The sequence below is a fragment of the Aquamicrobium sp. LC103 genome (genome assembly GCF_001014615.2).
In the GTDB taxonomy this organism is placed as follows: domain Bacteria; phylum Pseudomonadota; class Alphaproteobacteria; order Rhizobiales; family Rhizobiaceae; genus LBCQ02.
Genome location: NZ_LBCQ02000012.1, coordinates 88,469 through 103,106 on the forward strand (window position 1 = coordinate 88,469; position 14,638 = coordinate 103,106).

Annotated in this window: 15 protein-coding genes; 11 read left to right on the forward strand and 4 right to left on the reverse strand. The window is 65.4% G+C overall.

Annotation, left to right across the window (positions count from 1 at the left end):
- The 3 genes from XW59_RS22190 to uxaC form a co-directional block, all read right to left on the reverse strand.
- Nucleotides 1-534, reverse strand: a complete 534-nt coding sequence (locus tag XW59_RS22190; RefSeq protein ID WP_136068448.1) for a TRAP transporter small permease — start codon at nt 532-534, stop codon at nt 1-3.
- Nucleotides 535-666: 132 nt separating this feature from the next.
- Nucleotides 667-1,644 (reverse strand): TRAP transporter substrate-binding protein, encoded by a 978-nt coding sequence (locus XW59_RS22195; protein ID WP_047148058.1) that lies wholly within the window; start codon nt 1,642-1,644, stop codon nt 667-669.
- A 36-nt stretch (nt 1,645-1,680) separates the two neighbouring features.
- Complete coding sequence (uxaC, locus tag XW59_RS22200; RefSeq protein WP_047147972.1) at nt 1,681-3,090, reverse strand: glucuronate isomerase; 1,410 nt, start codon at nt 3,088-3,090, stop codon at nt 1,681-1,683.
- A gap of 154 nt (nt 3,091-3,244) precedes the next feature.
- Between uxaC and XW59_RS22205 the strand changes: the two genes are divergently transcribed.
- From XW59_RS22205 to XW59_RS22220, 4 genes are read left to right on the forward strand one after another with little or no spacing between them, the layout of a single operon-like run.
- Nucleotides 3,245-4,732 (forward strand): mannitol dehydrogenase family protein, encoded by a 1,488-nt coding sequence (locus XW59_RS22205; protein ID WP_047148057.1) that lies wholly within the window; start codon nt 3,245-3,247, stop codon nt 4,730-4,732.
- The gene (gene uxuA, locus XW59_RS22210; protein WP_047147971.1) at nt 4,729-5,907 is read left to right on the forward strand and encodes a mannonate dehydratase; all 1,179 of its coding nucleotides are present in this window, start codon (nt 4,729-4,731) and stop codon (nt 5,905-5,907) included. The genes XW59_RS22205 and uxuA overlap by 4 nt, the downstream gene beginning before the upstream one ends.
- 10 nt (nt 5,908-5,917) lie before the next feature.
- Nucleotides 5,918-6,940, forward strand: a complete 1,023-nt coding sequence (locus tag XW59_RS22215) for a Gfo/Idh/MocA family oxidoreductase (protein ID WP_047147970.1) — start codon at nt 5,918-5,920, stop codon at nt 6,938-6,940.
- 21 nt (nt 6,941-6,961) lie between these two features.
- Nucleotides 6,962-8,485, forward strand: a complete 1,524-nt coding sequence (locus XW59_RS22220) for an altronate dehydratase family protein (protein ID WP_047147969.1) — start codon at nt 6,962-6,964, stop codon at nt 8,483-8,485.
- A 39-nt stretch (nt 8,486-8,524) separates the two neighbouring features.
- Here the strand turns inward: XW59_RS22220 and phnF are convergent, their stop codons facing one another.
- The gene (phnF, locus tag XW59_RS22225; protein ID WP_047147968.1) at nt 8,525-9,244 is read right to left on the reverse strand and encodes a phosphonate metabolism transcriptional regulator PhnF; all 720 of its coding nucleotides are present in this window, start codon (nt 9,242-9,244) and stop codon (nt 8,525-8,527) included.
- A gap of 170 nt (nt 9,245-9,414) precedes the next feature.
- Here phnF and phnG point away from each other — a divergent pair, with 170 nt between their 5' ends.
- The 7 genes from phnG to XW59_RS22260 are packed head-to-tail and all read left to right on the forward strand — an operon-like array spanning nt 9,415 to nt 14,602.
- Complete coding sequence (gene phnG / locus XW59_RS22230; RefSeq protein WP_082137759.1) at nt 9,415-9,831, forward strand: phosphonate C-P lyase system protein PhnG; 417 nt, start codon at nt 9,415-9,417, stop codon at nt 9,829-9,831.
- Nucleotides 9,831-10,439 (forward strand): phosphonate C-P lyase system protein PhnH, encoded by a 609-nt coding sequence (gene phnH, locus XW59_RS22235; RefSeq protein ID WP_047147966.1) that lies wholly within the window; start codon nt 9,831-9,833, stop codon nt 10,437-10,439. Before phnG ends, phnH begins: the two co-directional genes overlap by 1 nt.
- Nucleotides 10,440-10,441: 2 nt before the next feature.
- Nucleotides 10,442-11,548 (forward strand): carbon-phosphorus lyase complex subunit PhnI, encoded by a 1,107-nt coding sequence (locus tag XW59_RS22240; RefSeq protein ID WP_047147965.1) that lies wholly within the window; start codon nt 10,442-10,444, stop codon nt 11,546-11,548.
- Nucleotides 11,545-12,423, forward strand: coding sequence for an alpha-D-ribose 1-methylphosphonate 5-phosphate C-P-lyase PhnJ (locus XW59_RS22245; protein ID WP_047147964.1), 879 nt, complete (start codon nt 11,545-11,547; stop codon nt 12,421-12,423). Before XW59_RS22240 ends, XW59_RS22245 begins: the two co-directional genes overlap by 4 nt.
- On the forward strand, nt 12,420-13,196 hold the full coding sequence (phnK, locus tag XW59_RS22250) for a phosphonate C-P lyase system protein PhnK (RefSeq protein WP_047147963.1): 777 nt from the start codon (nt 12,420-12,422) through the stop codon (nt 13,194-13,196). The genes XW59_RS22245 and phnK overlap by 4 nt, the downstream gene beginning before the upstream one ends.
- A 5-nt stretch (nt 13,197-13,201) precedes the next feature.
- Nucleotides 13,202-13,924, forward strand: coding sequence for a phosphonate C-P lyase system protein PhnL (gene phnL / locus XW59_RS22255; protein ID WP_047147962.1), 723 nt, complete (start codon nt 13,202-13,204; stop codon nt 13,922-13,924).
- A gap of 3 nt (nt 13,925-13,927) precedes the next feature.
- Nucleotides 13,928-14,602: a DapH/DapD/GlmU-related protein gene (locus tag XW59_RS22260; RefSeq protein WP_047147961.1), complete on the forward strand. Its 675-nt coding sequence runs from the start codon at nt 13,928-13,930 to the stop codon at nt 14,600-14,602.
- Nucleotides 14,603-14,638 lie beyond the last annotated feature (36 nt).

Genomic DNA, 14,638 nt, shown 5'->3' on the forward strand with positions numbered 1-14,638 from the left:
TCAGACCTCCTTGACCTGGTCGAGCACCGGCAAGGGTTCGTCGATGAGATCGGCGTCGACGTCATAGCCGGCAAATCGCAGCGCCAGGCGTTCCAGCGCGAACAGCGATATCAGGATTCCGCCGCCGACGAGCGGCAGGTACCGGATGCCTTCGGGAATGCCGAGCGCGGGCATGCGCGCCGCCCATTGCAGCATGACGAGTTGCGAGCCGTAGACGATCATGCCGACAGCGAAGGCGAGAACGACGGTGTCCGAGATCATGCGAAGATACTTCTTCGCGCCTCGGGGAAGCGCGTAGACGAGTACATCGAAACCGAGATGGTAGTTCTCGCGCACGCCCACGGCCGCGCCGAGGAAGATGAACCAGCTCATCAGCATGACGGCGGTGATCTCGGTCCAGGTGTTCGTCCAGTTGAGCACGTATCTGACGAACACCTGCCAGAAGACGATGCAGGTCATGGCCACGAGGCCGGCACCGGCAAGGTAGAGCGCCGAGTTGCATATCGCGGTCAGTGCTCTGGCAATTCCTTGCATGCGCGGTCTCGCGGCCATGTCATGTGCTTCGCCGATGCTTTTAGCCTCCGCCATGTCAGTCCTCCCCACCTGCCGTCCGGCCTTTGCGGACGGGAAAAAAGCGGGACGAGGCTGAGCCCCGTCCCGAAGCCATCACTGAGTTTCCCGGATACGCTTCACCAGATCCTGAAGCTTCGGATCGGTGACGTGCTTGTCGTAGACGGGTTTCATCGCATCGATGAAGGCTTGCTTGTCCGGCTCGGTGATCTGCGAGCCGCCCGCCTCGACGATCTCGCGCGACTTGGCGACCTGTGCGTCCCACAGTTCGTACTGCTTCTCGACGCTGTCCTTCGCGGCCTGCTTGAAGATCGCCTGGTCTTCCGGCGAGAGCTTGTCCCAGGAAACTTTCGACATCACGAGCACCTCCGGCACGATCAGGTGCTCGTCGAGCGAGAAGTGCTTGGCGACCTCGGCGTGCCTGGCGGTGTCGTAGCTCGGGAAGTTGTTTTCCGCGCCGTCGATGACGCCGGTCTCGATGCCGGAATAAACCTCGCCGTAGGGCATCGGCGTGGCGCTGGCGCCGAGCGCGGCGACCATGTCGACGAAGATGTCCGACTGCATCACGCGGAACTTCATGCCCTTCAGATCCTCGGCCGAGTTGATCGGCTTCCTGGAGTTGTAGAAGGAGCGTGCGCCGCCGTCGTAGAAGGCAAGTCCGATGACGCCATGCGGTTCGAAAGCGGCGAGGATCTCGTCGCCGATCGGGCCGTTCATCACCTTGCGGGCGTGGTCGACCGAACGAAAGACGTAGGGCAGCGACGGCACGGTGGTCTCGGGGATCAGGCCGTTCCACGGACCCATGGAAACGCGATTGAGATCGATCACGCCGGTGCGGACCTGCTCGATCGTATCGGCTTCCTGGCCGAGCTGCGCGGAATGGTAGACCTCGACGGTATAGCGCCCGTCGGTCCGCTCCTTGATCAGTTCCCCGAAATGCTTGACCGCCTCGACGGTGGGGTAGCCGTCAGGATGCGTGTCGGACGAGCGCAGCATGGTCTGCGCAAACGCCGTCCCTGTCATCAATGATGCTGCAACCGTCGCGGCGGCAGCGAGCTTCCAGATATGCAACATGGTTTCCTCCCGTTTGCATTGGGGCATTCGCGCCCGTCAAAGCCGATACGCTTTCTTCGCCAGCGTATAGGCAAGCTCCGTGGCCAGTTCGAAGGCCTCTTCCTCTCTGAGTCTGTGCTCGGCGACGAGGCGCGCCAGGAAGGCGCAGTCGACGCGGCGGGCGATATCGTGGCGCGCCGGGATCGACGGAAAGGCGCGCGTGTCGTCGTTGAAGCCGACGGTGTTGTAGAAGCCGGCGGTTTCGGTGGTGAGCTCGCGGAAGCGGCGCATACCTTCCGGACTGTCGTGGAACCACCAGGCCGGCCCCAGCCGCAATGCCGGATAGACACCCGCGAGCGGCGCGAGTTCGCGCGAATAGGCGCTCTCGTCGAGGGTGAACAGGACGACCGTGAGCTCGCGCTCGAGCCCTACCGCGTCGAGCAGGGGTTTGAGCGCGGCCACATAATCGGTGCGGGTCGGTATATCGAAGCCCATGTCGCGGCCATGGCGCGCCATGATCGAGGGCGAGTGGTTGCGCCAGGAGCCGGGATGGATCTGCAGGACCAGCCCGTCGTCCAGGCTCATTCGGGCCATTTCGGTCAGCATCTGGCCGCGGAAGAGGCGTCTTTCGCCGGCATCCGCCTTTCCCGTGCGAACACGGTCGAACAGGGAGGCGGCTTCGCCGTCGCCAAGATTGGCGGTATCGGCGGTCGGATGGCCATGATCCGACGACGTGGCTCCGAAGGATTTGAAATAGGCGCGCCGCTTGCGGTGCGCGGCGAGATAACCACTCCACGAGCCCGTGTCCTCGCCGGTGATCTCGCCGAGCCTGTCGAGATTGGTGGAGAAGCCCTCGAAATCGGGATCGGTGACCGCGTCCGGCCGGTAGGCGGTCACCACGCGACCTTTCCAGCCACTCTCTCGGATCACCTTGTGCCAGCGCAGATCGTCCAGCGCGCCCTCGGTGGTGGCGATCACCTCGATGTTGAAGCGTTCGAACAGCGCGCGTGGGCGATAGGCGGGCTCGCCAAGCCGTTCGGCGATCCGATCGTAGGTCCTGTCGGCGGTGGCCGCGCTCAGCGGCTCGTTTGCGCCGAAAAGCGAGGAGAGCACATAGTCCATCCACAGCCTGGTCGGCGTGCCCCGGAAAAGATGATAATTTTCGGCGAACAGCTTCCATATCCGGCGGCCGTCCGCCTCGACGGGCCCTTCATCGGGCCTGGCAACGCCGAGATCCTCCAGCGCGACGCCCTGGCTGAACAGCATCCGGAAAATGTAGTGATCGGGAACGATCAGCAGGCGGGCGGGATCGGGAAAGGGCTCGTCGAGCGCATACCAGCGCGGGTCGGTATGCCCGTGAGGGCTGATGATCGGCAGGCCGGCAACCGTCTCGTAGAGCGCGCGCGCGGTCGATCGGACGCCCGGCTCGGCTGGAAACAGCGCATCGCGGTCTATCAGCGAAGTCATCCTGGGTGCCGCTCCTCCCTCGGCTCCTTATGGCTAAGGCAGAACGATAAATCATGTCAACATACAAAAAGAAGTTTGTTGTATGATAAGTTGATTGCGCGAACCGCGCCGCCTGTTGTAGTGGATGGGCGGGTGGGACCGGGAGGAGCAGGGAATGAGCGGTCGCGATCGGCTCTCTGAAGCGACTTTGCGCGGGGCAAAAGGCGCCACGTTGCCGGCTTATGACCGGCGAAGGGTCACGACCGGGGTCGTTCATCTCGGTGTCGGCGCCTTCCATCGTGCGCATCAGGCCGTCTATATCGACGATTGCCTCGCTGCCGGGGAGGCGGGATGGGGCATCGTCGGCGCCTCGTTGCGCAGCACCGACACACGTGACGCTCTCGCCCCGCAGGACGGGCTCTACACGCTCGCGGAACAGGATTCGTCGGGCGAGAAGCTGCGCGTGGTTGGCTCCATCAAGGAACTCGTGGTCGCGCCGGAAAACCCTGAGGCGCTGGTCGCGCGGATGGCCGCCCCCACCACGAGAATTGTTTCGCTCACGGTCACCGAAAAGGCCTATCTGCGTGATAGGGGCGGCGATCTCGATCTCGCCCATCCCGACATCGTTCATGATCTTGCCGAGCCTCAGCGTCCGCGCACGACGCACGGCTTCATCGCTGCCGCGCTGGAGCGCCGCCGGAAGGAAGGCGCCGCACCCTTCACCGTCCTTTGCTGCGACAACCTTCCGGCAAATGGCGAGACGCTGCGGCGGCTGATCCTGCAATTCGCCGCGGCGCGGGGCGGCGATCTTGCGCGGTATGTCGAGCAGGAAGTCGCTTTTCCTTCGACCATGGTCGACCGGATCGTGCCGGCCACGACGGACGAGGACCGCGAGCGGATATCGCGGGCGATCGGGCTCGCCGACGCCTGGCCGGTGAAGACGGAGCCTTTCATGCAATGGGTCGTGGAAGATCGCTTCACGGCCGGTCGTCCGCGCTGGGAGAAGTTCGGCGTCACCATGGTCGGGGACGTGCGGCCGTTCGAGGAGATGAAGCTCCGGCTGCTCAACGGCGCGCATTCCGGCATCGCCTATCTCGGCCTTCTTTGCGGCCGCCGGTCGGTGTCGGAGGCATTCTCCGATCCGGAGATCCGTGGCTTCGTCGATCGGCTGTGGGCCGAGGCGATACCGACATTGCCAAAAGGCGCCGGCCTCGATCCGCAGGCATATGTAACCGCGCTGGCGCGGCGTTTCGCCAATACCGCGCTCGTTCACCGCACCGCGCAAATCGCCATGGACGGAAGCCAGAAGCTGCCGCAGCGCATCCTCGCCGCGGCGCGTGGGCGGCTGGCTGAAGGCCGCCCGGCCGCGCATCTGATGCTGGTCGTCGCTGCCTGGATCGCTTGCTGCGAGGCGCGCGGGACGCCGGCCATGCCGGAGAGTTTCACCGATCCGCTCGACGACCGGCTCGCCGCTGTTCTCGTCCAGCGGGGATCGCCCGAGGAAACGGTCAGACGGGTTTTCGAGGCGGCGGGCTTCGGTGCGGTGACGGGCGAGGCTGCCGGACCGCTCGCGGGCATCGCGGCGAGATTCCTGGGGACGATCCGAGAGAGTGGCGCGCGGGCGGCGATCGAGCAGGCGATGCGCGAGGAGGAGACTGAATGAAGCAGACCTGGCGCTGGTTCGGACCGGACGATCCGGTGCCGCTCGCGCATGTGCGGCAGGCCGGGGCCACGGGCATCGTCACCGCGCTCCATCATCTCAATGACGGGCGCGCGTGGCCGGCGGACGAAGTGGCGAAACGCAAGGCCGAAATCGAGGCCGCCGGGCTCGAATGGGCGGTGGTCGAAAGCATCATCGTGCATGAGGACGTCAAGACGCGCACCGGCCGCTTTCGCGAATTGATCGACAATTACAAGGCGTCGATCCGCACCGTCGCGTCGGCGGGCATTCGCACCGTCTGCTACAATTTCATGGCGATCACCGATTGGACGCGCACCGATCTCGATCATCCGATGCCACATGGCGGCACGGCGCTGCGCTTCGACATCGTCGAGTTCTGCGCCTATGACGTGTTCGTGCTGAAGCGCCGCGATGCCGAGGCGGATCACCCGCCGACACGCATCGAGGCGGCGCACCGACGGCTCGCGGCGATGAGCGCGGGCGATCTCGCCCGCATCGAGCGCAACCTCATCGAATGGGTGCCGGCGCGCGAATTCGTCTATGACCGCGAAAGCTTCCGGCGCATGCTCGACCTCTACCGCGATCTCACGGTCGAGGGCTTCAGGCAGAACCTCTTCGCCTTCCTCCGCGAGATCGTGCCGGTCGCGGAAGAGGCCGGCGTGAAGCTGGCGATCCATCCCGACGATCCGCCCTTCTCGATCTTCGGGTTGCCGCGCGTGGTTTCGTGCGCCGCCGATGCGCGCACGCTGATCGCGGCCGTCAAGTCGCCCGCCAGCGGCCTCACGCTCTGCACGGGCTCCTACGGCGCCGGCCACCAGAACGATCTTGTCGCCATGGCGCGGGAATTCGGTTCTGACATCCATTTCGCGCATTTGCGGAACGTCGCGCACGAGCCGGGCGGGTCATTCCACGAATCCGAGCACCTCGACGGCGATGTCGACATGGTCGGCGTGGTCGCCGAACTGCTCGCCGAGGAGCGCCGGCGGCGCGAAACCGGCCGGCGGGACGCTGAAATCCCGATGCGGCCGGACCACGGCCATGTCATCCTCGACGATATCGGCAAGAAGGTGAACCCGGGCTATTCGGCCATAGGAAGGCTGAAGGGCCTGGCGGAGCTACGAGGCGTCATGCGCGCCGTCGAGCGCTACCGATCCTAGGGAGGAAGAAATGGCAAGGACGCGCATCGCGATCATAGGGCTGGGCATGGCCTCGACGCCGCATGCAAAAAGCCTCGCCGATCTTTCCGATCAGGTGGAGGTCGCAGCGGCATACAGCCCATCCGAGGATCGCTGCAAAGCGTTTTCCGAGCGCTGGGGCGTGCCCGCCGCGGTCAATCTGGATGCCGTCTTCGACGATCCGTCGATCGACGCGGTGATGGTGCTGACGCCACCCAGCAGCCATCTCGAACTGGTTGCGCGCGCGGCAACCGCCAAAAAACACATCTTGCTGGAAAAGCCGCTGGAGATCGCGACCGACCGCGCCGTCCGCCTGGTCGAAGCCGCCGAGAAGACAGGCGTGAAGCTCGGCATCGTGTTGCAGCACCGCTTCCGTCCGGTAAGCCTAGCTTTAGCCGATATCATCGCTAAGGAGCGGCTCGGGGAACTGGTCGGAGCGTCGGCCCGGCTCTCCAACTGGCGACCGCAGAGCTATTACGACCAGCCCGGCCGCGGCACCAGGGCGCGCGACGGCGGCGGTGTGCTGCTCACCCAGGGCATCCACACGCTCGATCTTCTCATTTCGTTCGCCGGCATGCCGGCGGAGGTGACCGGTTATGCGGTGACCTCGCCGGTGCATCGGATGGAGACCGAAGATCTCGCCGCCGCGGCGATCCGCTTCGACAATGGTGCGATCGGCACCGTATCCGCGACCACCTGCGCCTATCCCGGGATTCCCGATGCGATCGAACTTCTCGGGACGAAGGGCACCGCGCGTATCGAGGGTACCTCGCTCATCGCGCAGTTCCACGATGGCACCGAGGTCCGGCAGGACGATGGAGCCGCCGGTGGCGGCGCGGGCGCCGATCCGATGGCGTTTCCGCATGACCATCATCGCGCCGTGCTCGCCGATTTCCTCGATGCGATCGAGGATGACCGGGAGCCCGGGGTGAGCGGGCGCGAGGCACTGAAGGTCCATCGCCTGATCGACGCCCTTCTCAGGTCGGCCGAGACCGGGCGGCGCGAGATGTTGTAGGATTGTCGGGAGGAGGCCTCCATGCTCGACAGAACGCCGCGCTTCGTGCGCCTGCATGCGCAAGACAATGTCGTCATATGCGTCGACCGGGCAGCGGCCGGGGCGAGAGTGGGCGACGTCGCGGCGACGGAAACGGTTCCGCGCGGACACAAGATGGCGACGCAGCCGATCGCCGCCGGCGCGCCGGTACGCAAATTCGGCCAGATCATCGGCTTCGCCAGCGCGGATATCACCGCCGGCGCGCATGTGCATGAGCACAATTGCGCAATCGCCGATTTCGAGCGCGATTACGCCTTCGCCACGGAAAACAATTGGCTTGCTCCCGAGATCGCCGGCTTGCCGGCGAGTTTCAACGGCTTCCGCAGGGCGAACGGCCGGGTGGGCACGCGCAATTACATCGCCGTCCTCACCAGTGTGAATTGTTCGGCCTCCGTTGCCCGCTTCGTCGCCAAGGCGGCGACCGAAAACGGCATGCTCGACGACTACCCCAATGTCGACGGCGTCGTCGCCTTCACCCATGGAACGGGCTGCGGGATGGATGGCCGAGGCGAGGGCTACGACCTTCTCCAGCGTACGGTCTGGGGCCACGCGGCGAGCCCGAATGTCGGCGGCGCGCTGATGATCGGCCTCGGCTGCGAGGTATTCCAGATCCCGCGCCTGCTCGAGACATACGGGTTGAAGGATACGCCCACCTTCCGCACGATGACGATCCAGCAATCGGGCGGCACGCGCGCGACCGTGGAACGGGCGCTGGAGACGATCCGCGAGATGCTGCCGCTGGTCGACGCCGCGCGGCGGGAGGAGGCGCCGATCTCGGAACTCTCACTGGCGTTGCAATGCGGCGGTTCGGACGGCTATTCGGGCATCACCGCCAATCCGGCGCTCGGCTTCGCCGCCGATCTGCTGGTTGCCATGGGTGGCACGGCGATCCTGTCCGAGACGCCGGAGATTTACGGCGCCGAGCACCTTCTGACCCGCCGTGCGGTCGATCCTGAAACCGGCGAGAAGCTCGTCCGCCTCATCCGCTGGTGGGAGGCCTATACCGCCAGGCTCGGCGGCAACATGAACAACAACCCGTCGCCGGGCAACAAGCTCGGCGGACTCACCACCATACTGGAGAAATCGCTGGGAGCGGCCGCCAAGGCGGGCACCTCTCCGCTCGCCGGGGTCTTCGGATATGGCGAGCCGATCGACAGGCGTGGTTTCGTCTTCATGGATTCGCCTGGCTACGATCCCTGCTCGGCTACCGGGCAGGTGGCCTCCGGCGCGAATCTGATCGCTTTCACCACCGGTCGCGGCTCGGCTTTCGGCTACAAGCCGGTCCCATCGGTCAAGCTCGCCACCAACAGCGAACTCTATGCCAACATGGCCGAGGACATGGATTTGAACTGCGGCGATATTCTCGACGGCATATCGATCGAGGAGAAGGGTCGCGAGATCTTCCGCCTCCTGGTCGAGACGGCGTCGGGCCGACGATCGAAATCCGAAGAGCTCGGCTATGGCGACAACGAATTCGTGCCCTGGCAGATCGGCGCGGTGATGTAGCCAACAGAAGGGGCCCCACGGCGCTTCAGCACCGCGTCGTCAGGTGGCGAAGACGAGTTCGATCCGGTCGGCGGCGAAGCGGGTTCGCGAGCGCTGCATCGGCTGGCCCTCGGGATCGACGTTCAGCGATTCGGCGACGATGACGATCGCGTCGGCGGGACAGGCCAGATGCGCGGCGTCGGCCGGCGAGACGTGCTCCGCCGCGACGCGGGTTTCGCGGCGGTGATAATCGACGAGGCCATGTGCTTCGAGTGCCTTCGAGACCGAGCCGGTTTCGGCATAGGCTGCGACGATCGCCGGGAAACGCTCGACGGAAAACCAGCTGGTCGACACCGACAAGGGCATCCCGTCGGCGACATGCAGGGTCTCCATGCGGTGGACCGCGGCGCCAATCCGCAGGCCCAGCGCCGCCGCGATGCGGGCATCGGCGGGCTCCACCGAAGCCTGAATCAGCCGGCCCGCCGGCTCGCGGGCCTGTCGCGAGATGTTCTCCGAAAACCGCGTCCGTGTCCCGATCGGATAATGCAGCCGCCCCGGCAACTTGCGAAAGAAGGTGCCGCGCCCGCGTTCGGTATGGACGAGCCCTTCGGCCGCAAGCGCCGCGATGGCGCGGCGCACCGTATGCCGGTTGACGCCGAATCGTTCGGCAAGTGCCGCCTCGCTCGGCAACAGGCCGCCATCGGCGTCACTCTCCGCGGCGAGCGTCCTGATGCCGTCGGCTACCCGGCGCCATCGCGCAATTCCGTCATCCACGTTCATTTCCGTCGCTCCGCTCGCGCTACCTTTTCCAGCCTGACCGTCATGTGACTGTCATGCACGAGGACTAGATAAAGGAGCTAGATAGAGTTGTCTATATAACTATACAAGTTGAGGGCGTTGGAGAGATGGAAAGCGAGTCCGCATTTGCGGAGGAAGGGCGGCGACGTGCGATGTCGGCATTCGCCGTCGCTTCGCCGCGTCTTTTGAGCGAGGCGTGGGGGCGGTTCGGCGACGATGCCGATGTCACGCCGGTGCGCGGCCCCGAAATCGGGCTGGTGATGCTGCGCGGCCGCATCGGCGGTGGCGGCGGCCCGTTCAATCTCGGCGAAGCGAGCGTGACGCGGGCAACCGTCAGGCTTTCTTCCGGCGAGGTCGGTCATGCGCTGGTGCTCGGCCGCGATCCACAGAAGGCGCGATTGGCGGCAATGTTCGACGCCGCCTGGCAAAGACCCGACTGGCGTGAGCGGGTGGAGGTCGAGGTGGTCGCGCCGTCGCTCGCAGCACAGGAAGAGGCGGACCGGAAGCTGGCTGAGGAAACCGAGGCGACCCGCGTCGATTTCTTCACCATGGTGAGGGGAGAGGATTGATGACGCATTCCGAGGCGGTTGCGACCGAGGGCGGTTTTGCCGATCCGGTGTTCGATTCGCAGGCGGTCTTCGCGGCGATCATGGATGCCTTTGCCCGACCGGGAAAGATCGTTGATCTCGGCGCACGTGCGACAGCACCCGCGCCGATGCCCGCGGCGGCGGCGGCCTTCATCGCGACGCTCGCCGATTTCGATACGCCGATCTGGCTGGACGAAGGGCTTGGGCAGGTTCCCGGACTGGTGCCATGGATTTCCTTTCATACTGGCGCGCCTCTGGCCGGCAAGCCCGATGCTGCACGCTTTGCCGTGCTCTCGGATGCCCGGGAGCTCCTGGACCTTGGGCGTTTCGCCCTTGGGACGCCGGAATATCCGGACCGTTCCGCGACGATCATCGCGGTGCTGGAAGGCCTCGATGGCGGTGAGCGGCTCGTTCTTTCCGGGCCGGGCATAGAGCATGAGGCGTTCATGGAGCCGCGCGGCCTGCCGTCCGGCTTCCTTGCCGCGGTGGCTCGGAACAACGCGCTCTTCCCGCTCGGCGTCGACATTCTTCTCGTTGCCGGAGCGAAGGCGCTTGCCTTGGCCCGCACGACACGCATCCGGAGTGCTTGATCATGTATATCGCCGTAAAGGGTGGCGAGGCGGCCATCCGCAACGCCCACCGGCTTCTCGACGACCGTCGCCGCAGCGACCGCTCGGTGCCGGCGCTCACGCTCGACCAGATCGTCGGCCAGATGGCCCTGGCGGTCGATCGCGTGATGGCGGAGGGTTCGCTCTACGATCAGGAACTTGCCGCCATGGCGCTGCGCCAGGCACGGGGCGACATGATCGAGGCGATCTTTCTCCTGCGCGCCTACCGCACGACCCTGCCGCGCTTCGCAGCGGCACGGCCTCTCGACACGTTCCGGATGCGGATCGAGCGCCGCATCTCGGCCGTCTACAAGGACATTCCCGGTGGTCAATTACTCGGGCCGACCTTCGACTACACGCACCGCCTGATCGAGCCCGCGATGGCCGACGACCCGCCGGTTGACGAGCCGATGCGCCGTCTTTCCGAGGCGGAGAACTGCCCGCGCGTCACCGATATTCTCGGCGCAGAGGGGCTGATCGAGGCCGACGGCCAGGCCGGATCGGACGGTGAACCGGGCGATCTCACGCGCGATACGCTGGACTTTCCGATCTCGCGCGATGTCCGGCTGCAGGCGCTGGCGCGCGGCGACGAGGGTTTTCTGCTCGCGCTCGGCTATTCAACGCAACGCGGTTACGGCCGTACCCATCCCTTCGTCGGCGAAATCCGCATCGGCCTTGTTGACGTCGAGGTCGAGCTGCCGGAGGTGGGCTTCCCGGTCGGCATCGGCCGCATCCGCGTCACCGAATGCCAGATGGTCAACCAGTTCAAGGGTTCGGCGAAGGAACCACCGCAGTTCACCCGCGGCTACGGGCTCGTCTTCGGCCAGTCGGAACGCAAGGCGATGGCGATGTCGCTCGTCGACCGCGCGCTGAGGGCGGACGAATTCGACGAAGAGAGGACCGCGCCCGCCCAGGACGAGGAGTTCGTCATCTCGCACTCCGACAACGTCCAGGCGACGGGCTTCGTCGAGCATCTGAAACTTCCCCACTATGTCGACTTCCAGGCCGAGCTCGATCTCGTCCGCCGCATGCGGCGTGAGCAGGAGAGGCCGAGGGAGGAAACCGAAAGCGTCCAGGAGGCTGCCGAATGAGCGCCACGACCCCCACCTACGCCTTTGCCTATCTGGACGAGCAGACCAAGCGGATGATCCGCCGAGCCATCCTCAAGGCGATCACCATTCCCGGCTATCAGGTGCCGTTCGCCTCGCGCGAGATGCCGATGCCCTATGGCTGGGGCACCGGCGGCGTTCAGGTGACCGCCTCGATCATCGGCCCCAATGACGTTCTGAAAGTCATCGACCAGGGCGCCGACGACACCACCAACGCGGTCTCGATCCGCGCCTTCTTCGAGCGCACCGCCGGTGTCGCCACGACGACCAGGACCACCGAGGCGACGATTGTGCAGACCCGGCACAGGGTTCCGGAAACGCCGCTTGCCGAGGGCCAGACGATCGTCTTCCAGGTTCCCATACCCGAGCCGCTGCGCTTTCTCGAACCGCGCGAGACCGAGACGCGGGTGATGCATGCGTTGGAGGAATACGGCCTCATGCACGTGAAGCTCTACGAGGACATCGCCCGTCACGGTCACATCGCGACCACCTATGCCTATCCGGTGAAGGTGGAGGGCCGCTATGTGATGGACCCGTCGCCTATCCCGAAATTCGACAATCCGAAAATGCATCGCTCGCCCGCGCTGCAGCTCTTCGGCGCCGGCCGCGAGAAGCGCATCTACGCCGTGCCGCCCTACACCGAGGTCGTCAGCCTCGACTTCGAGGATCACCCCTTCCGCATTCAATCTTTCGACCGGCCTTGCGCGCTCTGCGGCGCCGATGACGTCTACCTGGACGAGGTGGTCACCGATGACAGGGGAGGGCGCATGTTCGTCTGCTCCGACACCGACCATTGCGAGGATCGCCGCGCCAAAGGCTTCACCGGCGAGCAGGTTCATCAGGAGGCCGCCGAATGAGCGACGCGCCGCTTCTCTCCGTCCGCGATCTCTCCAAGCGCTATGGCGCGCGTGTCGGTTGCGAGGATATCTCCTTCGATCTCTGGCCGGGCGAGGTGCTTGCCATCGTCGGCGAGTCGGGTTCGGGCAAGACCACACTCCTCAATTGCGTTTCGACCAGGCTTCAGCCTTCGTCCGGCGCCGTCTCCTACCGGATGCGCGACGGCGTGCTGCGCGACCTTGCCGAGCTCGGCGAGGCGGAGCGCCGCTTCCTGATGCGCACCGACTGGGGCTTCGTGCATCAGAACCCCGCCGATGGTTTGCGCATGCGCGTTTCGGCCGGCGCCAATGTCGGCGAGCGGCTGATGGCGATCGGCGAACGCCACTACGGGCGCCTGCGCGAGACGGCGACCGACTGGCTCGGCCGTGTCGAGATAGCCGAGGACCGCATTGACGATCGTCCGGTTGCGTTTTCGGGCGGCATGCGCCAGCGGCTCCAGGTCGCCCGCAACCTGGTGACAAAGCCGCGGCTGGTCTTCATGGACGAGCCGACCGGAGGTCTCGACGTCTCCGTGCAGGCGCGGCTGCTCGACCTCCTGCGCTCGCTGGTCTCCGAGCTCGGCCTGTCGGTGATCATCGTCACCCACGATCTCGCCGTCGCGCGGCTGCTGTCGCAGCGGATGATCGTCATGAAGGGCGGACGCGTGGTCGAAAGCGGTCTGACCGACCGCGTCCTCGACGATCCGCACCACGCCTACACGCAGCTCCTCGTCGCCTCTATTCCGGAGTCCTGAGAGCCATGTCTTCCTCCGCAAAGCCGCTGCTGTCCGTCCGGGGCGTGCAGAAATCCTTCACCATGCACCTGCGTGGCGAAACGCGCCTCGACGTGGTCGACGACGTCAGCTTCGATCTCGCGCCGGGCGAATGCGTCGTGCTCGGCGGTCCGTCCGGTGTCGGAAAATCCTCGATCCTCCGCATGATTTACGGAAATTACGCCGTCGATGACGGTGAGATCCTGGTCCGAGAGGGCGACGGCGGGTTCGCTGATCTTGCAGGTGGCGATCCGCGCCTCGTCATCCGGCTGCGTCGCGACGTGATTGGCTATGTCAGCCAGTTCCTGCGTGCCGTGCCTCGGGTCGGAGCTCTCGACGTGGTCGCCGAGCCGCTTCTGTCACGCGGGATCGATCGCGACGAAGCCCGCGAGCGGGCAAGGGCCTTGCTCCGGCGCCTCAACCTTCCCGAAGCGCTCCATGAATTGCCGCCGGCGACTTTCTCCGGCGGCGAGAAGCAGCGCGTCAACATCGCGCGCGGTTTCATAACCGACCACCCGATCCTTCTGCTCGACGAGCCGACGGCTTCGCTGGATGCGGAGAACCGCGACATCGTCTGCGAGATGATCGAGGCGAAGACGTCGGCCGGCACGGCGATCCTGGGCATCTTCCACGACGAAGTCGTCCGCGAGCGTATTGCTACGCGAACGATCGACGTCACCGCCTTCTCGGCCCGCAGGGCAGCGGCCTGAACGATGACCAGATACTCCGAAAATCCTTTCGTCGACGAGAGCGCCAGGGTCGCGAACACCGAGCTTGGGCGTTACACCGCGATAGCCGAGCGCAGTCGTGTCTCCGAGACGGTGATGGGCGACTATTCCTACGTGCGCGAGGATTGCGACATCTGGTGCGCGCGGATCGGCAAATTCGTCAACATCGCCGCCGCCGTCCGGATCAACGCCACCAACCACCCGACGTGGCGTGCGAGCCTGCATCACTTCACCTATCGCGCCGGAGACTATTTCGAGGACGCCGGCGACGAGGCCGAATTTTTCGGCTGGCGGCGCGACCATGCGGTCGTCATCGGCCATGACGTGTGGATCGGCCACGGCGCGACCCTATTGCCCGGCGTCCGCATCGGCAATGGTGCCGTTGTCGGTGCGGGGGCGGTGGTCTCGAAGGACGTTGCTCCCTACGCGATCGTCGGTGGTGTGCCCGCGAAAATTATCCGCGCGAGGTTCCCGGGCGCGATCGGCAAGCGGATGGATGCGCTCGCCTGGTGGGACTGGAACCATGCGAGCCTGCGTCGCGCGCTCGACGATTTCCGTAGCCTCGAGGCGGAAGCCTTTCTCGATAAATACGAAACCGACGGCTCATTGAGCGGTGAACTGTCATCCGCCAGTCACGTGAGTGTCATCGCAGCCAAATAGAATGCATCCAACAGCCCGAAAGCAGGGCAAGGGGAT